Genomic DNA, 21,373 nt, shown 5'->3' with positions numbered 1-21,373 from the left:
GCACGGTTCGTCTCAGCCCACAGCGTGCACGGGGGCAGCCAGCGAGACCCCGGAGGCGTCACGCCGGGGGTCCGCCTCGGGCAGGTCGATCGGCTGCCCGCCGGAGCCCGTCGCGTGCGGCGGCGCCGCGCCCACCCAGGCGAGCACGAGCGTGTCCTCGCCGCGCAGGAACCGCTGCGAGCGCACCCCGCCGGTCGCCCGCCCCTTGGCCGGGTAGACCTCGAACGGCGTCGTCTTCACGCTGCCCGCCTGCGTCCCGGGCAGTGCGTCTGCGCTCCCGGCGATGGTCACGACCGCGAGCGGCTCCTCGCCCACGCGCACGGCACCGAAGTGCACGACGTGCTGCTGGGGAGCGAGCTTGATGCCCGCCATGCCCGCCGCGGTGCGGCCCTGGGGGCGCACGAGGCTCGCGGGGTAGTGCAGGAGCGAGCTGTCCGAGCTGATGAACACGAGCTCGTCGTCGTCGTCGGCCGGAGCCGCTCCGACGACCTCGTCGCCGTCGCGCAGCGCGATGACCTCCCACGTCTCCTTCGCGGGGACGTCTCCACGGGCGACGCGCTTGACGACGCCGGAGCGGGTGCCGAGCGCGAGCGGCGGTGCGTCGTCGGCGAGCGACACGATCGTCACGAGGGACTCGCCCTTCTCGAGCGGGCACACCTCCCCGGCCGGTACGCCGCCCGAGAGGCTCGGCGCACCCTGCGTGGGTGGGAGCGACGGGAGGTCGAGCACGGAGACGCGCACGATGCGGCCCCGCGAGGTGAGGGCGCCGATCTCCGCGCGTGCGGACGTGAGGACCGCCCCCCGCAGGACGTCGTGCGCGTGCCGGTGGTCGTCACGGACCGGTGCCTCGGGGCCGCTCGAGCGCGCCAGCAGGCCCGTGGCCGAGAGCATCGCCCAGCACGGGGAGTCCTCGACCTCGAGCGGGACGGCTGCGCCGCGGCTCGTCGGTGCGCCGGGCGCCCCGGTCACGCCCGCGCCGGCGGAGTCGAGCAGGATCGTGCGCCGCGGAGTGCCGTAGACGCGCGCGACGTCCGCCATCTCCTGGCTCACCACGCCACGCAGGCGCGCCTCGTCCGCGAGCATCGCCATGAGCTCGGCGATCTCCTCGGTGAGCGTCTGCTGCTCCTTCTCGAGGTCGAGGCGCGAGAACTTGGTGAGCCGCCGCAGCTGGAGCTCGAGGATGTACTCCGCCTGGAGCTCGGAGAGGTCGAAGACCTCGCGCAGCCGTGCGCGGGCGGTGGCCGTGTCGTCCGAGGACCGGATGACCTGGATGACCTCGTCGATGTCGATGATCGCGACGAGCAGACCCTCGACGAGGTGCAGCCGCGCCTGGCGCTTGGCGAGCCGGAAGGCGGACCGCCGCCGGACGACGTCGATGCGGTGGTCCACCCACACCCGGAGCATCTCGCGCAGCCCGAGCGTCCGGGGTTGACCGTCGACGAGAGCGACGTTGTTCATGCCGAAGGAGTCCTCCATCGGCGTGTACCGGTACAGCTGCTCGAGGACGGCCTCGGGGTTGAAGCCCGTCTTGACCTCGATGACCAGGCGCAGGCCGTGGGACCGGTCGGTGAGGTCGGTGACGGCGGTGATCCCGGAGAGCTTCTTGTTCTGCACGCCCTCCTTGATCTTCTCGATGACCTTCTCGGGGCCGACGAGGTACGGCAGCTCGGTGACGACGATGCCCTTGCGCCGTGGGGTGACGTTCTCGATCCGGGTCGTCGCCCGGGTGCGGAACGACCCGCGGCCGGTGCGGTAGGCGTCGCGGACGCCCTCGAGGCCGATGATCTTGCCGCCCGTGGGGAGGTCAGGTCCCGGGACGAACCGCATGAGGTCCTCGAGGGTCGCGTCCGGGTCGGCGACGAGGTGCCGGGCGGCGGCGATGACCTCGATGAGGTTGTGCGGGGCGAGGTTGGTGGCCATCCCCACGGCGATGCCGGACGCGCCGTTGACGAGGAGGTTGGGGATCGCCGAGGGCAGGACCTCGGGCTGGGTGAGCTTGTTGTCGTAGTTCGGGACGAAGTCCACGACGTCCTCGTCGAGGCCCGTGGTCATCACCATGGCTGCGGGCGCCAGGCGCGCCTCGGTGTAGCGCGGAGCTGCCGGTCCGTCGTCGAGCGACCCGAAGTTGCCGTGCCCGTCGACGAGCGGCAACCGCAGCGAGAACGGCTGCGCGAGCCGCACGAGCGCGTCGTAGATCGCGGTGTCGCCGTGCGGGTGGAGCTTGCCCATGACCTCGCCGACGACGCGCGCGGACTTCACGTGGGCACGGTCGGGGCGCAGCCCCATGTCGTACATCTGGAAGAGGATGCGGCGCTGGACCGGCTTGAGCCCGTCACGGGCGTCGGGGAGTGCGCGGGCATAGATGACGGAGTAGGCGTACTCGAGGAACGACCCCTCCATCTCCTTCGTGACGTCGATGTCGACGATCGTCTCCGCGACGGGATCGAGCGGTCGATCCTCGCCGGTCGCTCTACGCGCCATCGGGTGCGGCTCCTCCAGCTGTGCGGGTCCTGCGGTCGCCACATTTTCGCACGGGGGACGTGGCGCCCCCGCCCACGGGCGGACCTGCCCTAGCCTGAGGGGGTGACTACCGCTGACGGCGCAGGAGAGCACCGCCCCGCTGACGACGGCCGGAGCGTCGGCACGCGCGAGCACCCGTTCCCGTACCCGGTGGAGTGGGAGGCGGACGTCGTGCTCCGGGACGGGAGCACCGTCCACCTCAGGCCCATCCGCGCTGAGGACCGTGACGCGCTCCAACGGTTCCACTCCGGGCAGTCGGAACGCTCGACGTACATGCGGTTCTTCGCGGCGATGGAGCACCTGTCACCGCGGGACCTCACCCGCTTCACCGTCCTCGACCACCGGGACCGGGTGGCGCTCGTCGCCGTCAGCTCCCTGCCCGACGGCGGCGAGGAGATCATCGGCGTCGCGCGGTTCGACCGGGTCGCTGCGGACGAGGCCGAGGTCGCGTTCAACGTCAGTGACAGCCACCAGGGCCGCGGACTGGGCTCGGTCCTCCTCGAGCACGTCGCGGCGGCCGCCCGCGAGGTCGGGGTGCAACGCTTCACCGCGGAGGTGCTGCCCCAGAACGGCAAGATGCTCGGGGTGTTCCGCGAGGCGGGCTACGACACGACGCAGCACGTCGACGACGGGATCGTCACGGTGAGCATCCGGCTCGACCCCACCGAGCGGTCCCGGCAGGTGATGGCCGAGCGTGAGCACCGTGCCGAGGCGCGGAGCATGAACGGGCTCTTCACGCCGCGGTCGGTCGTCGTGGTCGCCGCTGCCCACGGCGCGCCGGACGAGCACGAGACCCGGCTCGCCCGCGCGGTGGTGCGCGGTGGTGCGACCGGCGGGGCGCACCTGCGCCTCATCGTCGTGGGGCTGTCCGCCGTGACGGTCCGGGACGCGCTCGATGCGCACGGCTCCATCGACGAGTTCGAGCGGTACGACACGCTCGAGGAGGTGCCCGGGCCGGTCGACCTCGCCGTCCTCACGGTCCGGGCCAGCGACTCCCTCGCGACGGTGGGTGCGCTGTCGGGACTCGGGGTCCGCGCCGTCGTCGTCGTCGGGTCGGGGTACGCCGAGACGGGGGAGGCAGGGCTCGGTCTGCAGCGCGAGCTCGTCCGCTCGGCCCACGCCGCCGGCATGCGGGTCGTCGGGCCGGCGTCCTACGGGTTGTTCGCGCGCCGCGAGGCGGCGAGCTTCAACGCGTCCCTGACGACGGACCTTCCGCCGCCCGGCACGGTCGGGCTCTTCTGCCAGTCCGCGCCGATGGCTGTCACGGTGCTGGCGACCGCTCGCCGGCGCGGGCTCGGCATCTCGTCCTTCCTGTCGGCGGGCAACCGCGCCGACGTCTCGGGGAACGACCTCATGCAGTTCTGGCAGGACGACGACGCCACGACCGTCGTCGGGCTCTACCTCGAGTCCATCGGCAACCCGCGCAAGTTCTCCCGCATCGCCCGGCGGCTGAGCAGCGTCAAGCCGGTGGTCGTCGTGACCGCGGGCACCTCGGGGCACGTGGTGCCCGCCGGGCATGCCGTGCGCACGACGAGTGCACCGCGTCGCACGCTCGAGGAGATGTTCCGGCAGTCGGGCGTCATCCGCGCCGAGAACACGCACCAGATGATGGACATCGTGCAGCTGCTCGCCCACCAGCCGCTGCCCGGCGGCCGGCGCGTCGGCATCATCGCGACCTCCGCACCGCTCGTGGCGATCGTCGCGGAGGCGGTGGGTTCCGCGGGGCTCGTGGTGGCGGTGACGGCCGGGATACCGGCCGACCCGGAGCAGGCGGCGGGCACGTACGACGACGTCTTCGCCGACGGCGCGTGCGACGTCGTCGTGGCTGTCCACGTCCCCGTCCTCGGGGACGACGTCGCGGGGTTCGCAGCCGCTGTGGCGGCCGCGGCTGCGCGGACCGGACGGCCGACCGTCGCGAGCATCCTCGGCTTCCACGGCATCACCCCCGAGCTCACGACGACGGGTCCCGACGGACGCGTCACGCACGTCCCGGCGTACTCCACCCCGGAGGACGCGGTCCTCGCCCTCGGCGCCGTGACGCGTTACGCGATGTGGCGGTCGGCCGACCACGGCACCGCCCTCGAGTACGACGTCGACGTCGGGGGTGCACGCACGATCGTCGAGTCCCGGCCCGACGGGGAGCTCGCGCCGAGTGAGGCGCGCGCGTTGCTGCGCTGCTACGGCATCGCGGCATGGGAGGCCGTCCCCGTGCGTGACGTGCAGGAGGCGGAGGCCGCCGCGGAGCAGCTCGGGTGGCCCGTCGCGCTCAAGAGCACGGCGGAGTCCCTGCGCCACCGGGCGGACCTGGGTGGGGTCCGGCTCGACATCAAGGACGTGACCGAGCTCCGCGCCGACTTCGAGCAGATGCACCGCACGCTCGCCGAGCACCTGCCGGCGGAGCACCGGCTGACGGCCGGGGCGGCCCCGTTCGAGGTGCAGCACATGGCCCGGCCGGGTGTGGCGTGCGTCATCCGGTCGACGGAGGACCTCCTCTACGGCCCGGTCGTGTCGTTCGGCCTGTCCGGCGACGCCGTCGACCTCCTCGGCGACGTGAGCTATGGCGTGCCACCGCTCACCACCGGGGACGTCGCCCGGATGGTGCGGTCCGTGCGGGCGGCGCCCCGGCTCTTCGGGTACAAGGGGCTGCCCGAGGCTGACGCGGCCGCGATCGAGGACGTCATCGGCCGCGTCTCGCAGCTGGCTGACGACCATCCCGAGATCCGGTTGCTCGAGCTCTACCCCGTGGTCGCCAACGACGAGGGGGTGGCCGTGCTCGGCGCACGGATCACGCTGGGGGCCGCCAACCGCAAGGATGGTCTCAGGCGCGTCCTACCTGACTGACGCCCGGGAGACCGGATTAGGATGAAGACGTGCCCCGACCCATCGCTGACCACCGTGCCGACCTCCGCCGCCAGCTCGACCGGGCCGGGTACTACCCGGAGCTGGTCGCAGATGTCCTCGACATCGCCCTCGCGGGCGAGGTCGTCGAGGCGCACCTCGTCCACGTGGAGACGACGTTCGCCACCGCCGAGGTCCGCCGCCACGTGACCGTGCTCGTCCTCACCCCGACCCGGCTCGTCCTCGCGCACGTCGACGACCATGCCGAGGGCGAGGAGCACGGGCACCCCCGGGCGAGTGCCGCCGCGACGACCGAGGCAGTGCCGCTGGGACAGGTGCGGTCGGTCGTCCTCACGCACGTCGTCAACGCTCCCGAGAAGCACGTGAGCGGTGAGGCGCCGGCCGAGCTGACGCTCGCCATCGGATGGGGCGCGGTCTCCCGGATCGATCTCGAACCCGTCCAGTGCCCCGACCCGCAGTGCGACGCCGACCATGGGCTGTCGGGATCGGTCGCGACCGACGACGCTCTCGTGCGGATCAGCGCCCAGGCAGAGGGCGCGGACGCGGTGCGAGCCGCGGTGTCCTTCGCCAAGGCGCTGTCGGCAGCGACCGCCGGGCGGGGGTCGACGAGCTGATGACGGCTCCCCTGGTCGCCGGCGGGTTCGTCGCGGAGGCCGAACGCTGCGGGTTCGTCCTGCCGGACTACGACGGTGCGAGCCTCTCCGCGGTCCTTCCGGCCGTCGCCGCAGCGCTCGGCGTGAGCGACCCGTCCGGCGCGGGGGAGCGCTCCCGTGCCCTGCTGCGCCTGGAGCCCGTCAGCAGGGTGTGCGTCGTCCTCGTGGACGGTCTCGGCCTGGAGAACCTCACCGAGGGCAGCAGCCGGGCGCCGTTCCTGCGGTCGCTCCTGCCCGATGCGGTGCGTCTGACGTGCGGGTTCCCGTCGACGACCGCGGCGTCGATGGGTCTGTTCGGGACGGGGACCACCCCGGGCCGGACCGGGATGCTCGGCTACACGATCCGCAACCCGCACACCGGCCTGCTCGCCAACCTCGTCTCCTGGGACGGCGCCGAGCCCCCCGAAGAGCTGCAGCGCGAGGAGACGATGTTCGAGCGGATGACGGCCGCCGGGATCCCCGTGACCTCCGTCGGTCCCGCGCGCTTCGCTGACTCGGGCCTCACCCGGGCGGCCTTCCGTGGAGGATCGCACCGGAGCGCCGAGTCGCTCGCGGACCGGGTCGACGCCGCCGCGTACGAGCTCATGGCTCCCGGGCTCGTGTACCTCTACTGGGGTGACGTCGACAAGGTGGGCCACCACCACGGCTCCCGCTCCCGGGAGTGGGCGGACGAGCTGGAGCGCGCCGACCGTGAGCTCGCGCGCCTCGCACGGATCGTGCCGAGCGGGACGCTCATCCTCGTCACGGCCGACCACGGCATGGTCGACGTCGACCAACGCCAGAGGTGGGACGTGGCCACGACGCCGGGGCTGTCCGACGGGGTGCGGCTCGTCGCGGGGGAGCCGAGGGCGCTGCACATCCACGCCCGCAAGCGCAGCGGCGTCGCGACGATCGTCGAGAGATGGCGCGACGTGCTCGGCGACGCCGCACTCGTGGTGACGAAGGAGGACGCGATCGCCGCAGGGCTGTTCGGCACGGTCTCAGCACACGTGGAGCCGTCGATCGGCGACGTCGTCGTGGCGCCCACCGGAGGGGTCACGGTCGTCGACTCGCGCACGCAGACGCCGCAGTCGCTCGACCTGCTGGGAGTCCACGGATCGCTCACGCGACGGGAGATGTACGTCCCCTGCCTGACCCTGCGCGTCTGAGCACGAGCTACTCGGGCTTCGCCCCGAACACGATCTCGTCCCAGCTGGGCACCTTCGACCGCGAGCGACGAGCAGGCCGGACGCGTGTCGCGGGCACCGGCCCCGTCTCCTCCGGGGACGGATCGTGGCCCGGACCCGACTGCGCGGGGACGGCTCCGGTCACGGTCGGCGCCTCCAGGGTCTCGGTCTGCATCTCGGGCGGTCCGGCGTCGTGCGGCTCGGCGGTGTCGACCGGCTCGCCCGCGCGAGGGCTTCCCGGCATCGGGTAGACCCGCGCGGAGATCCGCTCGTCCGCGTCCACGGGGTGCCCGCCGGGGATGTCCTCGCTCCGCCGGGGGTGCCCCGGCACGTCGAGGTGGAAGGCGCTGGGCGGGCCGAAGCCCTCGAACGCGACGTCGTCGTCGGCACGCTGATGACGCACGCCGCGGCGCTCCCGGAGGTCCTCGAGGAGCGCGGAGGTGACGTCGAGCTCCGACGGGGTGTCGTGTGCGTCCGGGCGACGGACCGCGAGCGGCGGTCCGTCGACGGCGTCGAGGACCGGGCGGATCGCGTCTGCCTCGACGTCGAACACGGAGGCACGCACGGCGGCGAGGTGTCGGCGGGGGATGGGCTCGTCGACGATCTCCGTCTCCGAGAGCCAGCGTGCCTCGTCCTCGAGGGCGTGCAGCGACTGCGCGGCTGCATCGAAGGTCCACCGGGCGAGGCGCTCCTGCCCCCCGACCTCGAACGCGACCGACACGATCCACCCGTGACCCTCGGGGCGCGCCGCGTCCCACACGAGCTCGGCGGTATCGACGCCACGCGCGGCCAGACGATCGGTGACGAGGTCGCCGAGCGTGGGGGAGCCGGTGTCACGCCCCACCCGCGTGCCGGTGGCCCTGCGCGCGATGAACTCACGCTCGGCGAGGACCGGACCCTCGTAACGACGCACCTGCTCGACGGAGATCCCCGCGTCCGCGGCGATCTCCTCGGCCGTCAGACCGGCACGGACGCGGGCCTGGATCTCCCGTGGGGGGAGGAACCCGGCGGCCTGGGACTGGAGGTGCTCGAGCCGTGGGCGATCGCGGCGTACCGCGGCGCGCAGCACGTCGGTGATCGGCAGCGTGAACCGTTGGTCACCCGGTCCCGCCAGCACGAGGTGTTCCCCGTCGTCGTGCAGCCCGACGAGCCGCAGCCCGCGTGCACCCTGCTCAACCATGCGTCCTCCTGTGGCACCTGCGTACACGTCAGGGTGCCATCCCGACCTGCTCGACCCGCGGACCTCCGCCGGTGCGCCGCGTCACAGATGTCCCACGCCGCGGCCATCCTGCCCGACCGCGCGTGGGTCGGGCAGGATGGATCCATGACTGACGATGCCAACGCTCCGACCGCCCTCCCCGAGCCCGACGCCGTCGCGGCCCTGCGCGATCTCGCCGAGCGGGTCGCCCGCGCGGCCGCTGAGCTCGTGCGCAGCACGCGGCCGAGCCAGGTGCAGGTCGCGTCGACGAAGACGTCCTCGGTCGACGTCGTCACGCAGATGGACGCCGACAGCGAGGACCTGCTGCGCAGGCTCATCCTCGCCGAACGACCGGACGACGCGGTCCTCGGGGAGGAGGAGGGGCACGTCGCGGGACGGAGCGGGCTCACCTGGGTCGTCGACCCGATCGACGGGACGGTCAACTACCTCTACGGGATCCCGGCGTTCGCGATCTCGGTCGCTGTCGTGGCCGGTCCGCCCGTGCCGGAGCACTGGACCCCGCTCGCCGGGTGCGTGGTCGACGTCTCGACCGGCACCACGTGGTCCGCATCCCGGGGTGGTGGCGCCACACGGGACGGTGAGCCCCTCAGGATCGGAGAGGACAAGCCGCTCGCGCAGAGCCTCGTCGGCACCGGCTTCGGGTACGAGTCCGCGCGCAGGGCGGCGCAGGCGGAGGTGCTCACCACGGTTCTGCCGCTCGTCCGGGACATCCGCCGGATCGGGTCGGCTGCGCTCGACCTCTGCATGGTCGCGGACGGGCGGCTCGACCTGTCGTACGAGCGCGGCCTCAAGCCGTGGGACATGGCCGCGGGAGCGCTCGTCGTCGAGGAGGCCGGCGGGGTGGTGACGGGACTCCGGGGCCGCCGTGCCGGTACTGACATGACCGTCGCGGGCCCGGCCGGGCAGGTCGCAGCGCTCGCGGAGATCCTCGGAGACCTCGGGGCCGACGCAGGCGCCTGAGCGGTCCGGTCGAGCCGTGTGGAGCGCGGCTGTCGTGAGCGCCCGGAGGAGTGAGCAAGGACACGGCCTGGTGGATGTGCGACGCGCAGGTAAATGATGCACAATCCCTTCTCGACCCACGAACAACCTGGGTATTACCTGCATGAGACGCGTACGCGACCCGCTACGCCCGCCGGGGCCCCGAGCCCACGGACCCGAACAACACCTGCAACGGAGTGTGAGCCACACATGGCAACTGACTACGACGCCCCCCGCAAGACCGAGGAGGACCTCAGCGAGGACTCGCTCGAAGAGCTCAAGGCGCGTCGGTCTGACAAGAGCTCGGGAGTCGTGGACGAGGACGAGACGGAAGCCGCAGAAGGATTCGAGCTCCCCGGAGCCGATCTCTCAGGCGAGGAGCTTTCCGTCCGTGTCCTCCCACGACAGGCCGACGAGTTCACGTGCGCGAGCTGCTTCCTCGTGCACCACCGCAGCCAGCTGGCCGAGGAGAAGAACGGCCAGCAGATCTGCTCGGAGTGCGCTGCCTGACAGCGACCCACCCCGTCGCGCTGTCCGTCCACCCCGGGGGACAGCGCGACACGCATCACTCGCCGCCCTCGGCCGGAGCGCTACCCGTGCCGTCCGAGGGCCGCGGCCAGCGCGTCCGGCCTGCGGCTCGAGACGAGCCAGAAGGGCGTGGGATCCTGCGGGTCCGTCACCTCGACGCGCACCGCTCCGCCGGCTGACGTGCGCAGGCAGGCGAACGCCCGGGGATCCCAGGCGGGACCCATCTGCTCGGAGACACCGGCGCGGTCGAGGACGACGGGCGCCGCAAGATGGCTCAGCGGGATCCGGGCACTCCCCGCAGACAGCTCGGAGTCCGTGACCTCCACCCGTGGTGACCACACCCACAGGAGGATGCATCCGACGACGGCGATCGCCGCACCTGTTCCGTACCCGACCGCGGCGGACACGGGAACGAGCCCCGCGGCGAGGACCACGCCGGAGAGGACGACCGCGACCCACGAGCCCGGACCGGGGACGAGGCGCTCGGAGAACACGACGGGAGCGGTCGCGGACCGTGTCTCCTCGGGCCGGCTCAGTGCGGAGGGGACGTCAGGGTGGTCTGGGGCAGGGCGACTCATTCCTCCATGATGCCAGCCGGCCGGAAGCACGCGGCAGCGCCCGATAGAGTCGTCTCCCGTGACCACGGATGCTCCTGAAGTTCTCATCACCCTCCTCGACCCCGGGGTCCCGCTCCCCGCGTACGCGCACCCGGGCGACGCGGGCGCCGACCTCGTGACCACGGTCGACGTCGAGCTGGCGCCGCTCGCCCGGGCGACCGTGCCCACGGGCGTGGCGATCGCCCTGCCCGACGGCTACGCCGCCTTCATCCACCCGCGGTCGGGACTGGCCGCGCGGCACGGCCTGACGATCGTCAACGCCCCGGGCACGGTCGACGCCGGCTACCGGGGAGAGATCCGCGTGACCCTCTACAACAGCGACCCGGCCCAGGCGGTCCGTCTGGTGCGGGGCGACAGGATCGCCCAGATGGTCGTGCAACGGGTCGCGCGCGCCCGGTTCGTGCAGGCGGACCGGCTGCCCGGCTCGGACCGCGGCGAGGGCGGCTTCGGATCGAGCGGCGGCTGGACCGCTTCGCCAGCAGCGGACAGGTAGTCCGTAGGCCGCTGGTCGCGGCCTACTGTGGACGTGGCGTGTGTTGTCCAGAGCACCGCGCAGGAGCGTCTAGTGTGGACGTGCCCTGCCCGGTGAACACCGAAGGAGACTGATCAGTGGCGCTGTTCCGACGCGGTTCCAAGCAACCGACCGACCCCGAGCAGCACACGGGAGACACGCAGCCCGGCGGGGACGTCGCCGAAGGTGCTCCGACCAGCGGGCGGACGTCCGGTCCCTGGGACGTGTCCGAAGTGTCCGAGCGCGGGCCGCGCGTCGATCTCGGTGCGCTGTGGCTCCCGGGGCTCCCAGGCATGGAGCTGCGCATGGAGGTCGACCAGAAGACGCAGCGCGTCACAGGAGTCGGGGTCGCTCTCGACGGGTCGTCGCTCCAGCTCCAGGCTTTCGCGGCCCCCAAGACCGACGGGATCTGGGACGACATCCGTGCGGAGATCGCCGAGTCGGTGACGAAGCAGGGGGGATCCGTCGACGACGTCCCCGGGCCCTTCGGCCGTGAGCTCTTGGCCCGCCTGCCCGCGCGGACGTCGGACGGCCGAACGGGGCACCGACCCGCCCGCTTCATCGGGCACGACGGGCCCCGGTGGTTCCTCCGAGGAGTCATCAGCGGCCGTGCAGCCGTCGACGTGGAGGCAGCGGCAGCCCTCGAGAGCGTGTTCGCCCAGACCGTGGTGCTGCGTGGCGACGACGCACGCCCGCCCCGCGACCTGCTCGCCCTGACGCTTCCCGGAGGAGCGAAGGTGCCGCCGACTCCTGCCCCCGCGGCTCCGGACCTCGACATCACCCGCCGGGGACCTGAGATCACCGAGATCCACTGATGAGCCTGCGCACCGCCCTGCACCATGCGCTCGCCTCTCAGGAGCAGGTGGCCGCTGACGAGGAGCGCATCGACTCTCGCGCGCAGGTCGGGTGCAGCGCCGCTGCGACGGTGCGCACCCGTGAGCGCGCAGCGCTGTCGGGCGTCCTGCGGTCCGTCATCCTGCGCCCACGCGAGGGTGTGCCGGCGCTCGAGGCCGAGCTCTACGACGGGTCGGCGTCGATCGACCTCGTCTGGCTCGGGCGGCGACAGATCGCCGGGATCGAACCCGGACGCCGTGTGCGCGTCGAAGGACTCGTGTGCCTGAGCAACGGCCGGCGCACCATCTACAACCCGCGGTACGAGCTGCGCGCGCGGCCGGGAGAGTGAGCCGTGAGCCATCGTGACCACGAAGACGACGTGACAGCCCCCCAGAGTGCTCCGGAGCCACCCGCAGGCAAGGGCGTGCGCGCGCTGACGGCTGACGAGTTCTCCATCAGCGAGTCCGTCGGCGGAGTCCGGGGCCTCGTCGAGGCGATGGCGCCAGGGCTCGTGTTCGTCGTGCTGTTCGTCATCACCCGTGAGCTCACGCCCCCTCTCGTGGCTGCCCTCGCGGTCTCCGTCGTTGCTGTCGTGGTGCGGCTCGCACAGCGGACCCCGGTCACGCAGGCGTTCGGCGGACTGCTCGGCGTCGGGATCGGCGTGCTGTGGGCAGCGCGGTCCGGGGAAGCGAGCGACTACTTCGTCCCCGGCTTCTGGACGAACGGGATCTACCTCGCGGTGCTCCTCGTCACCGTCCTCGTGCGCTGGCCGGCGGTCGGCGTCGTCGTCGAGGGCCTGCGGGCGGGTTTTGGTTCGCCGTCTCCGGTGGCGAGGACTCGGGGATCCGCTCCCGGCGAGATCGCCGCGGAGGAGCCCGCACGCGCCGCGCCCGTGTGGTCCTCTGCATGGCGCGAGGACGCACAGCTCCTGCGGCGGTACGCACTTGCGACGTGGTTGTGGATCGCCGTGTTCGGCATCCGGCTCGCCGTCCAGCTGCCGCTGTACCACGCCGACGAGGTCGAGCTGCTCGGCACGGCCCGCCTCGTCATGGGCATCCCGCTCTGGGCGCTCGTGCTGTGGGCGACCTGGGTGCTCATCCGCCAACGAGGAGCGAGTGCAGCTCACTCTCCGACGCGTCCCGTCCCGTGACGATGAGGAGCTCGTCGCCGACCTCGAGCGTGTCGTCGGGGCTCGGAGCGATGGGCTGGGTGCCGCGGACGATCGCGGCGAGCACCGTGTCGGCGGGCCAGACGATCTGACCGACGCGCTGGCCCGTGAGCGGTGAGTCCTCGGGAAGCGTGATCTCGAGGATGTCCGCGCCGGACTGGTGGAACGTGAAGATCTTCACGAGGTCGCCGACGGCGACCGCCTCCTCGACCATCGCCGTCATGATCCGCGGGGTGGAGACGGCGACGTCCACGCCCCACGACTCGTCGAACATCCACTCGTTCTTCGGGTTGTTCACCCGAGCGACGGTCCGGGGCACCCCGAACTCGGTCTTGGCCAGGAGCGAGATCACAAGGTTGGCCTTGTCGTCACCGGTCGCGGCCACGATGACGTCGCACTCGTCGACGGAAGCCTCGGTGAGGCTGGAGAGCTCGCAGGCGTCGGCGAGCAGCCACTCCGCCTCCGGGACCTGCGCGACCCGCATGGCGGTCGGCTGGCGGTCGATGATCGTGATCTCGTGGTTGTTCGCGAGGAGCTCGCGAGCGATCGACCTGCCGACGGAACCTGCTCCCGCGATGACGACGCGCATCAGCTCTCCTGCTTGGGTGCGTGCGTGAGGATCCGTTCCATCGACGCGGCCGCATCGGTGTGGACGAGGACGTGGAGGATGTCGTTCTCCTGCAGGACCGTCCCCGGGCCGACGACGACACCGTCGCCATAGCGTGTGACGAACGCGGAACGGGCACCGCTCGCCTCGTCGATCGACCGGATCGAGCGACCCAGCCACCCCGGGTGGACGTCGACCTGGCAGAGCCTGATCTGGCCCGACGGGTCGCGGTACTCGTCGGTCGCGCCCATGGGGAGCATCCGGCGCAGCACCTGGTCCGCGGTCCAGCGGACGGTCGCGACCGTCGAGATGCCCAGGCGTTGGTAGATCTCGGCCCGACGCGGGTCGTAGATGCGCGCGACGACGTTGTCGATCCCGTAGTTCTCACGCACGACGCGTGCCGCCAGGATGTTCGAGTTGTCGCCGTCGGACACCGCGGCGAACGCGTAGGTGTCCTCGATCCCGGCCTGACGGAGCGTGTCGCGGTCGAAACCGAGGCCGGTGACCTTCTTGCCCCCGAAGTCCGGAGTGAGGCGCCGGAACGCGTCCGGGTTCTGGTCGATGACGGCGACGGAGTGGCCGTGGTTCTCCAACGACTGGGCGAGCGTGGCGCCGACGCGGCCACAACCCATGATGACGAAGTGCACAACCCGGAACGCTATACCCCTGTGGGATCCCACGCGACATTCCTCGCTGCGGACACCGCGCTGGTCGGCCTGCAGACTCGTAGGCCTGCGGCGGGGTCCGTTCGGTCCAGATGGGCCTAGCATTGTTCAACGTGTCCGAAATCGTCGATGCCACCAAGCGGTTGTTGCTCGGACGTCCTGTCCGCAGCGATCGGCTGGGGCACACCCTCCTTCCGAAGCGGATCGCACTGCCGGTCTTCGCGTCCGACGCGTTGTCGTCGGTCGCCTACGCCCCAGACGAGATCCTCCTGACGCTTGCCGTCGCGGGCTTCGCGGCGACGGCCGTGTCGCCCTGGGTGGGCCTCGGCGTCGTCGTCGTCCTGCTCACCGTCGTCGCGTCCTACCGGCAGAACGTCCACGCCTACCCGTCCGGGGGTGGGGACTACGAGGTCGCCACGACGAACCTCGGGCCTGCCGCGGGTGTCGGCGTCGCGAGCGCGCTCATGGTCGACTACGTGCTCACCGTCGCAGTGTCCATCTCGTCCGGCGCGCAGTACGCCGCGAGCGCGATCCCGGCCCTGCGGGGCCACGAGGCCGCGTTCGCGACCGCCCTCATCGCGGTTCTGACACTCGTCAACCTGCGAGGTGTCAAGGAGTCGGGGCGGCTCTTCGCGATCCCGGTCTACCTGTTCATGCTGGCCATCGGAGCGACGGCGGTCGTCGGGTTCCTGCGCCAGGTGACCGGCACCCTGCCGCCGTCCGAGAGCGCCAGCTTCGAGCTCGTCGCGCAGCCCGGGTTCGACGAGGGGCTCGTCGGCATCGCAGGCGCGTTCCTCATCGCACGCGCCTTCGCGTCGGGCTGCGCCGCCCTCACCGGCGTGGAGGCGATCAGCAACGGTGTCCCGGCGTTCGAGAAGCCGAAGTCGCGCAACGCGGCGACGACCCTCGCCCTGCTCGGTGGCATCTCGGCGGCGATGATCATCACGATCCTCGCCCTGGCACGCGCCACGGGAGTGCACTACGCCGAAGACCCCCACACCCAGCTCACCGACGGTGGTGCGCCGCTGCCGGAGGACTACCTCCAGCACCCCGTCCTCGGGCAGATCGCCGAAGCCGTGTTCGGCGGGTTCCCCGTCGCGTTCTACGTCATCTCCGCCATCACCGGGCTCATCCTCGTCCTTGCGGCCAACACAGCGTTCAACGGCTTCCCGGTCCTCGGGTCCATCCTCGCGAAGGACGGGTACCTGCCGCGCCAGATGCACACCCGGGGCGATCGGCTCGCGTTCTCCAACGGGATCATCACGCTCGCCGTCGGAGCGATCGTGCTCATCTGGATGTTCGACGCGCAGGTCACCCGCCTCATCCAGCTGTACATCGTCGGCGTCTTCGTGTCGTTCACGTTCTCCCAGCTCGGCATGGTCAAGCACTGGACGCGCCACCTGCGTACGGAGACCGACCCGCGTGCGCGGGCGCGGATGACGCGTTCGCGCGTCGTCAACGCGATCGGCTTCGGCATGACGGGGACGGTCCTCGTCATCGTGCTCCTCACGAAGTTCACGCACGGGGCCTGGATCGCGCTCCTGGCGATGGCTGCCGTCTTCGCGATCATGCGCGGCATCCGTCGGCACTACGACTCCGTCTCGAAGGAGCTCGAGCTCGGGGACGACCCCGCCGCGTCGCGGGCGCTGCCGAGCAGGGTGCATGCGATCGTCCTCGTCTCGAAGCTCCACAAGCCCGCGATGCGTGCGCTCGCCTACGCCCGTGCCTCGCGCCCGAGCACCATCGAGGCGGTGACCGTCGGTGTCGACGCCGAGGACGTCGCACGGACCACCGAGGCGTGGGAGAAGCTCGAGCTGCCCGTCCCGCTCCGCATCCTCGACTCGCCGTTCCGTGAGATCACGCGACCGATCCTCGGGTACGTGAAGTCGATCCGCCGGCAGAGCCCGCGGGACCTCGTCGTCGTCTACATCCCGGAGTACGTCGTCGGGCACTGGTGGGAGCAGCTGCTGCACAACCAGAGCGCGCTGCGCCTCAAGGGTCGGCTGCTGTTCATGCCGGGTGTCGTCGTGGCATCCGTGCCGTGGCAGCTGGCGTCGACGGAGGGGCAGTCCGTCGTCGAGGGTGGCGTCTACGAGAGCCAGCAGCTGCGTCCCTGAGAGGCCACCGCACGGGCGGTGAGACGCCCGTCGCAGGCGGCGGTGCGGGGGCGCCGCACGCAGTAGTGGGACCGGACCACGAGCGAGACGGCTCGTGCGAGCAGGGATACTGGGGAGCGTGCCTATCTCTTCTGCTGTGCCCGGTCCCGATGCTCCGACCCCTGAGGACGACAACCGTCCGCCCCTGACGACCCCGGCGGGGGACGTCGCGGTCGACGCCGCCGCAGCGGCAGAGCCCGAGGCGCCGCTCGTCGAGCTCGTCGTCGGCCCCGTGGCCCACGGGGGTCACTGCGTGGCGCGCCACGAGGGCCGTGTGATCTTCGTCCGGCACACCCTGCCGGGGGAGCGCGTCCGTGCCCGGATCACCGAGGCGGGAGAGAAGTCCTCCTTCTGGCGCGCCGACGCGGTCGAGGTCCTCGAGGCCTCACCGGACCGGGTGCGGTCGGCCTGGCCGCAGGCGGGGCCCGGCGGTGTCGGTGGGGGTGAGCTCGCACACGTCTCGCTCGACGGGCAGCGGCGCTGGAAGGCGGCGGTCGTCGCCGAGCAGCTCTCCCGGCTCGCGAAGATCGATCGCGAGGTCGTGGTCGAAGCCGCTCCCGGGGACGACGAGCGCCGCGGGCTCGGCTGGCGCACCCGCATCGACCTCGTCGCCGACGCCGACGGCCGGGCCGGGATGAGCCGGTTCCGGTCGCACGACATCATGCCGCTCCACACCATGCCGCTCGCCTCCGCGGAGGTGCTCGCGGCCGCGCAGGCCGAGAAGGTGTTCACCCGCCGGTGGCGCCCCGGCACCCGCATCGAGATCGTGGCACCGGCCAACGGCTCGGGTGCGCTCGTCCTCGTGGACGGCGAGGTGTCCCGCGGCGGGCACCTCGACAAGCGCCCCAACGCGCGCCGGGCGGTCACCGAGACCGTCCGCGTCGACGGGACCGAGCTGTCGTACCGTGTGGCAGGCGAGGGGTTCTGGCAGGTGCACCGCGAGGCGCCCTCGCTGCTCGCGCAGGTGGTCCTCGACGCCGCCCGGGGCGGCGGTGACCTCACCGACGCGACCGTGGTCGACCTCTACTCCGGAGCAGGGCTGTTCACGGTGCCGCTCGCGCGGGCAGCTGGCATCGTGGGACGCGTCGTCGCCGTCGAGGGAGACGAGCGCGCCGTCAAGGACGCCCGTCGCAATGCCCACGATCTCGAGCAGGTCGAGATCCACCACGGACCCGTCGACCGGGTGCTGCGCACGGCGGGGCACGGGGCAGTGGGCGGGGCCGACGTCGTGGTGCTCGACCCGCCGCGCACGGGAGCCGGTGCCAAGGTGGTCGCCGAGATCGTCGCCCTGTCCCCGTCGCGCATCGTCTATGTCGCCTGCGACCCTGCGGCGCTCGCGCGCGACATCGCCTCCTTCATGGAGGCCGGGTACGAGCTCGGCGAGCTCCGCGCCTTCGACCTGTTCCCCATGACCCACCACGTGGAGTGCGTGGCGGTGCTCACTCGGTAGGTGCGTGACACGGTCGAGCCGGCGGTCCCGCCGCGCCGTGGTGGGTCGCGGTGTGGTGGGTCGCGGTGTGGTGGTGCTCACGGAGGGGCGGCTCCCACCCGGCGAGAGGATGTCGTAACGGACAATTCATCTTGTGTGGACGTGCAGGAAACGCCATATGCGGCAGGCTTGTCCTACTGACACACCACCCGGGGGGAGATGGCGATGAACGAGAACAACGAGCAGGTCCAGGGAGCCGAGCGGGGTCGTGAGGTCCTCGTGTCCGTCAGCAACCCGGACCGCATCCGGCTCTGACCTCTGGTTCGACGACAGGCGGAGCGCCGGGAACCTTCGGGTTCCCGGCGCTTCGTGCTGTCCGGGGGAGGGGCGCGGGGACCAGGCGCCGACGGGGGCGTCCGGTTAGGACACCCAAACTATCTTGACGTCAAGATATATGCGGTATGATGGGGCAGAGCTCGCGGGCCGTGCGCACGGCGCACACCTCCCGCGAAGGAGGTCCGGCCGTAGGCTGGACGACAAGCCCCAGACGGGCCCGCCGTCGCACGTGAGACACCGGGCGTCGGGCGAGACCGTCACCGCAACGAAGAAGGAGCGTACGTGAGCAGCGTCGACACGTTCGGGTCGAAGGGAACTCTCGAGGTCGCAGATGCCTCGTACGAGATCTACCGGCTCTCAGCAGTCCCCGGGACCGAGCGACTCCCGTTCAGCCTCAAGGTTCTCGCGGAGAACCTCCTGCGCACCGAGGACGGTGCGAACATCACGGCCGACCACGTGCGTGCCCTCGCCTCGTGGGACCCGACCGCGGAGCCCGACACGGAGATCCAGTTCACGCCCGCCCGCGTGATCATGCAGGACTTCACGGGTGTCCCGTGCATCGTCGACCTCGCCACCATGCGCGAGGCCGTCGCGGAGCTCGGCGGGGACCCCACGCGGATCAACCCGCTCGCCCCCGCCGAGATGGTCATCGACCACTCTGTGCAGATCGACGTCGCCGGCCGCGCGGACGCGTTCCAGCGCAACGTCGACCTCGAGTACGTCCGCAACCGTGAGCGTTACCAGTTCCTGCGCTGGGGCCAGACGGCGTTCGACGACTTCAAGGTCGTCCCCCCGGGCACCGGGATCGTGCACCAGGTGAACATCGAGTACCTCGCCCGCGTCATCATGACGCGCGAGGTCGGCGGCGTGCTGCGCGCCTACCCCGACACCTGCGTCGGCACCGACTCGCACACGACGATGGTCAACGGCCTCGGCGTCCTCGGCTGGGGCGTCGGCGGCATCGAGGCCGAGGCAGCCATGCTCGGCCAGCCCGTCTCGATGCTCATCCCGCGCGTCGTGGGCTTCAAGCTCACGGGCCAGATCCCCGCAGGCGTCACCGCGACCGACGTCGTGCTCACCATCACCCAGCAGCTGCGCCAGCACGGCGTCGTCGGGAAGTTCGTGGAGTTCTACGGAGACGGCGTCGCCGCTGTCCCGCTCGCCAACCGCGCCACCATCGGCAACATGAGCCCCGAGTTCGGCTCCACGGCCGCGATCTTCCCGATCGACGACGTGACGATGGACTACCTGCGCCTCACCGGCCGCAGCGAGGAGCAGCTCGCGCTCGTCGAGGCGTACACCAAGGAGCAGGGCCTCTGGCACGACCCCACGATCGAGGGGTACACCGAGCCCGTCTTCTCCGAGTACCTCGAGCTCGACCTGTCGACCGTCGTGCCGTCCATCGCCGGGCCCAAGCGCCCGCAGGACCGCATCGAGCTGACGAACGCGAAGGAGTCCTTCGCGACCTCCATCCTCGACTACGTCGGGGCCGACGAGGCAGCGGCGTTCACCGGCCTGGACGAGTCGGTCGCCGAGACGTTCCCCGCGTCCGACCCCATCGCCGCCGGCGAGCACGAGGACGAGAGCGACGCCCCGGCGCACGTCCCGAACGGAGACGCCGCGAAGCGGCCGCACAAGCGTGTCCCGGTCACCCTCGCGGACGGGACCGTCACCGAGATCGACCACGGGGCCGTCGTCATCGCGTCGATCACCTCGTGCACCAACACGTCCAACCCGTCGGTGATGCTCGCCGCCGGCCTCCTCGCGAAGAAGGCCGTCGAGAAGGGTCTCGTCGCCAAGCCCTGGGTCAAGACGTCGATGGCCCCCGGGTCCAAGGTCGTCACGAACTACTACGAGAAGGCCGAGCTGTGGCCCTACCTCGAGAAGCTCGGCTTCCACCTCGTCGGCTACGGCTGCGCGACGTGCATCGGCAACTCCGGCCCCCTGCCGGAAGAGGTCTCGGCGGTCGTCAACGAGCACGACCTCTCCGTCGTCTCCGTGCTCTCGGGCAACCGGAACTTCGAGGGGCGCATCAACCCCGACGTGAAGATGAACTACCTCGCGTCCCCGCCCCTGGTCATCGCGTACGCCCTGGCCGGGACGATGGACTTCGACTTCGAGAACGAGCCGCTCGGGCAGGCAGAGGACGGCAGCGACGTCTTCCTCGCTGACATCTGGCCGTCCGCGGACGAGGTGCAGACCACGATCGACACGTCGATCAACCGCGGCATGTTCACGAAGGACTACGCGGACGTGTTCGCGGGCGACGAGCAGTGGCGTGCGCTGACGACCCCTGAGGGCAAGACCTTCACGTGGGACGCCGAGTCCACCTACGTGCGCAAGCCCCCGTACTTCGAGGGCATGACGATGACGCCGGACGCTGTCACGGACATCACGGGCGCACGCGTGCTCGCGAAGCTCGGTGACTCCGTCACGACGGACCACATCAGCCCCGCTGGCGCGATCAAGCCCGGCACGCCTGCTGCGGACTACCTCGCGGCGAACGGCATCGAGCGCAAGGACTTCAACTCGTACGGCTCGCGCCGCGGGAACCACGAGGTGATGATCCGCGGAACGTTCGCGAACATCCGTCTGCGCAACCAGCTCCTCGACAACGTCGAGGGCGGGTACACGTTCAACTTCGTGACGAACGAGCAGTCGTTCATCTACGACGCGGCGCAGGACTACGCGGCCCAGGGCACCCCGCTCGTCATCCTCGGTGGCAAGGAGTACGGCTCCGGGTCGTCGCGTGACTGGGCGGCCAAGGGCACGGCGCTGCTCGGTGTGAAGGCCGTCATCACCGAGAGCTTCGAGCGCATCCACCGCTCGAACCTCATCGGCATGGGCGTGCTGCCGCTGCAGTTCCCGGCCGGCCAGTCCGCGGACAGCCTCGGCCTCGACGGCACGGAGACCTTCGACATCGCGGGCGTCACCGCGCTCAACGAGGGCACGACGCCCTCGACGGTCAAGGTCACCGCGACGAAGGCGGACGGGGGCATCGTCGAGTTCGACGCCGTCGTGCGCATCGACACCCCCGGCGAGGCGGACTACTACCGCAACGGCGGGATCCTGCAGTACGTGCTCCGGTCGCTCGTCACGAGCTGACCTTCCGCACCGCACGCCGACG

General features: G+C 71.4%; 17 protein-coding genes. 12 read left to right on the top strand and 5 right to left on the bottom strand.

Going from position 1 to position 21,373, the window contains the following annotated elements; genetic code table 11:
• Nucleotides 1-12 precede the first annotated feature (12 nt).
• On the bottom strand, nucleotides 13-2,481 hold the full coding sequence (locus AC2AXK_RS07070; RefSeq protein WP_484344647.1) for a DNA gyrase/topoisomerase IV subunit A: 2,469 nt from the start codon (nucleotides 2,479-2,481) through the stop codon (nucleotides 13-15).
• 102 nt (nucleotides 2,482-2,583) lie between these two features.
• On the opposite strand from AC2AXK_RS07070, the gene AC2AXK_RS07065 reads away from it, so the two are divergent.
• The 3 genes from AC2AXK_RS07065 to AC2AXK_RS07055 are packed head-to-tail and all read left to right on the top strand — an operon-like array spanning nucleotide 2,584 to nucleotide 7,180.
• Nucleotides 2,584-5,361, top strand: coding sequence for a bifunctional acetate--CoA ligase family protein/GNAT family N-acetyltransferase (locus AC2AXK_RS07065; RefSeq protein ID WP_484344646.1), 2,778 nt, complete (start codon nucleotides 2,584-2,586; stop codon nucleotides 5,359-5,361).
• 29 nt (nucleotides 5,362-5,390) lie between these two features.
• Complete coding sequence (locus AC2AXK_RS07060) at nucleotides 5,391-5,993, top strand: DUF5998 family protein (RefSeq protein ID WP_484344645.1); 603 nt, start codon at nucleotides 5,391-5,393, stop codon at nucleotides 5,991-5,993.
• On the top strand, nucleotides 5,993-7,180 hold the full coding sequence (locus tag AC2AXK_RS07055; RefSeq protein ID WP_484344644.1) for an alkaline phosphatase family protein: 1,188 nt from the start codon (nucleotides 5,993-5,995) through the stop codon (nucleotides 7,178-7,180). Before AC2AXK_RS07060 ends, AC2AXK_RS07055 begins: the two co-directional genes overlap by 1 nt.
• A gap of 7 nt (nucleotides 7,181-7,187) precedes the next feature.
• Here the strand turns inward: AC2AXK_RS07055 and sepH are convergent, their stop codons facing one another.
• Complete coding sequence (gene sepH, locus AC2AXK_RS07050; RefSeq protein ID WP_484344643.1) at nucleotides 7,188-8,378, bottom strand: septation protein SepH; 1,191 nt, start codon at nucleotides 8,376-8,378, stop codon at nucleotides 7,188-7,190.
• Nucleotides 8,379-8,522: 144 nt separating this feature from the next.
• Here sepH and AC2AXK_RS07045 point away from each other — a divergent pair, with 144 nt between their 5' ends.
• Both AC2AXK_RS07045 and AC2AXK_RS07040 read left to right on the top strand, forming a co-directional pair.
• On the top strand, nucleotides 8,523-9,377 hold the full coding sequence (locus AC2AXK_RS07045; protein WP_484344642.1) for an inositol monophosphatase family protein: 855 nt from the start codon (nucleotides 8,523-8,525) through the stop codon (nucleotides 9,375-9,377).
• A gap of 228 nt (nucleotides 9,378-9,605) precedes the next feature.
• On the top strand, nucleotides 9,606-9,905 hold the full coding sequence (locus AC2AXK_RS07040; protein ID WP_484344641.1) for a DUF4193 domain-containing protein: 300 nt from the start codon (nucleotides 9,606-9,608) through the stop codon (nucleotides 9,903-9,905).
• A gap of 80 nt (nucleotides 9,906-9,985) precedes the next feature.
• Here the strand turns inward: AC2AXK_RS07040 and AC2AXK_RS07035 are convergent, their stop codons facing one another.
• A complete protein-coding gene (locus AC2AXK_RS07035) occupies nucleotides 9,986-10,501 on the bottom strand; it encodes a DUF3093 domain-containing protein (protein WP_484344640.1) in 516 nt (171 codons plus the stop codon).
• Nucleotides 10,502-10,559: 58 nt separating this feature from the next.
• Between AC2AXK_RS07035 and dut the strand changes: the two genes are divergently transcribed.
• The 4 genes from dut to AC2AXK_RS07015 all read left to right on the top strand — a co-directional run bounded on the left by dut (nucleotide 10,560) and on the right by AC2AXK_RS07015 (nucleotide 13,035).
• Nucleotides 10,560-11,033, top strand: coding sequence for a dUTP diphosphatase (gene dut, locus AC2AXK_RS07030; protein ID WP_484344639.1), 474 nt, complete (start codon nucleotides 10,560-10,562; stop codon nucleotides 11,031-11,033).
• A 116-nt stretch (nucleotides 11,034-11,149) separates the two neighbouring features.
• Nucleotides 11,150-11,866 carry a DUF3710 domain-containing protein gene (locus AC2AXK_RS07025; protein WP_484344638.1) on the top strand — a complete coding sequence of 239 codons (717 nt, stop codon included), beginning with the start codon at nucleotides 11,150-11,152 and terminating at the stop codon, nucleotides 11,864-11,866.
• Complete coding sequence (locus AC2AXK_RS07020; protein WP_484344637.1) at nucleotides 11,866-12,234, top strand: OB-fold nucleic acid binding domain-containing protein; 369 nt, start codon at nucleotides 11,866-11,868, stop codon at nucleotides 12,232-12,234. The genes AC2AXK_RS07025 and AC2AXK_RS07020 overlap by 1 nt, the downstream gene beginning before the upstream one ends.
• A 30-nt stretch (nucleotides 12,235-12,264) precedes the next feature.
• Nucleotides 12,265-13,035: a DUF3159 domain-containing protein gene (locus AC2AXK_RS07015; protein ID WP_484344636.1), complete on the top strand. Its 771-nt coding sequence runs from the start codon at nucleotides 12,265-12,267 to the stop codon at nucleotides 13,033-13,035.
• Here the strand turns inward: AC2AXK_RS07015 and AC2AXK_RS07010 are convergent.
• Nucleotides 12,980-13,642, bottom strand: coding sequence for a potassium channel family protein (locus tag AC2AXK_RS07010; RefSeq protein ID WP_484344635.1), 663 nt, complete (start codon nucleotides 13,640-13,642; stop codon nucleotides 12,980-12,982). The genes AC2AXK_RS07015 and AC2AXK_RS07010 overlap by 56 nt on opposite strands.
• Entirely contained in the window at nucleotides 13,642-14,292 is a 651-nt protein-coding gene (locus AC2AXK_RS07005; protein ID WP_484344913.1) for a potassium channel family protein, read from the bottom strand. The genes AC2AXK_RS07010 and AC2AXK_RS07005 overlap by 1 nt, the downstream gene beginning before the upstream one ends.
• A 146-nt stretch (nucleotides 14,293-14,438) precedes the next feature.
• Here AC2AXK_RS07005 and AC2AXK_RS07000 point away from each other — a divergent pair, with 146 nt between their 5' ends.
• From AC2AXK_RS07000 to AC2AXK_RS06990, 3 genes are all read left to right on the top strand, one after another.
• Nucleotides 14,439-16,442, top strand: a complete 2,004-nt coding sequence (locus tag AC2AXK_RS07000; RefSeq protein ID WP_484344634.1) for an APC family permease — start codon at nucleotides 14,439-14,441, stop codon at nucleotides 16,440-16,442.
• Between the two features lie 118 nt (nucleotides 16,443-16,560).
• Entirely contained in the window at nucleotides 16,561-17,931 is a 1,371-nt protein-coding gene (locus AC2AXK_RS06995) for a class I SAM-dependent RNA methyltransferase (RefSeq protein ID WP_484344633.1), read from the top strand.
• Between the two features lie 597 nt (nucleotides 17,932-18,528).
• Entirely contained in the window at nucleotides 18,529-21,351 is a 2,823-nt protein-coding gene (locus AC2AXK_RS06990) for an aconitate hydratase (RefSeq protein WP_484344632.1), read from the top strand.
• Nucleotides 21,352-21,373: the final 22 nt, after the last annotated feature.

The sequence above is a fragment of the Sanguibacter sp. Z6_81 genome, assembly GCF_057180625.1.
The sequence above is the reverse complement of the archived record's forward strand: the minus strand, read 5'-3'. Positions and strand labels throughout refer to the sequence as shown.

What these genes read in the sequence shown, in the direction of transcription:
- AC2AXK_RS07070 (WP_484344647.1), bottom strand. Translation starts at nt 2,481, where the DNA reads ATGGCGCGTAGAGCGACCGGCGAGGATCGACCGCTCGATCCCGTCGCG.
- AC2AXK_RS07055 (WP_484344644.1), top strand. Translation starts at nt 5,993, where the DNA reads ATGACGGCTCCCCTGGTCGCCGGCGGGTTCGTCGCGGAGGCCGAACGC.
- sepH (WP_484344643.1), bottom strand. Translation starts at nt 8,378, where the DNA reads ATGGTTGAGCAGGGTGCACGCGGGCTGCGGCTCGTCGGGCTGCACGAC.
- AC2AXK_RS07045 (WP_484344642.1), top strand. Translation starts at nt 8,523, where the DNA reads ATGACTGACGATGCCAACGCTCCGACCGCCCTCCCCGAGCCCGACGCC.
- AC2AXK_RS07040 (WP_484344641.1), top strand. Translation starts at nt 9,606, where the DNA reads ATGGCAACTGACTACGACGCCCCCCGCAAGACCGAGGAGGACCTCAGC.
- AC2AXK_RS07035 (WP_484344640.1), bottom strand. Translation starts at nt 10,501, where the DNA reads ATGAGTCGCCCTGCCCCAGACCACCCTGACGTCCCCTCCGCACTGAGC.
- AC2AXK_RS07020 (WP_484344637.1), top strand. Translation starts at nt 11,866, where the DNA reads ATGAGCCTGCGCACCGCCCTGCACCATGCGCTCGCCTCTCAGGAGCAG.
- AC2AXK_RS07010 (WP_484344635.1), bottom strand. Translation starts at nt 13,642, where the DNA reads ATGCGCGTCGTCATCGCGGGAGCAGGTTCCGTCGGCAGGTCGATCGCT.
- AC2AXK_RS07005 (WP_484344913.1), bottom strand. Translation starts at nt 14,292, where the DNA reads ATGGGTTGTGGCCGCGTCGGCGCCACGCTCGCCCAGTCGTTGGAGAAC.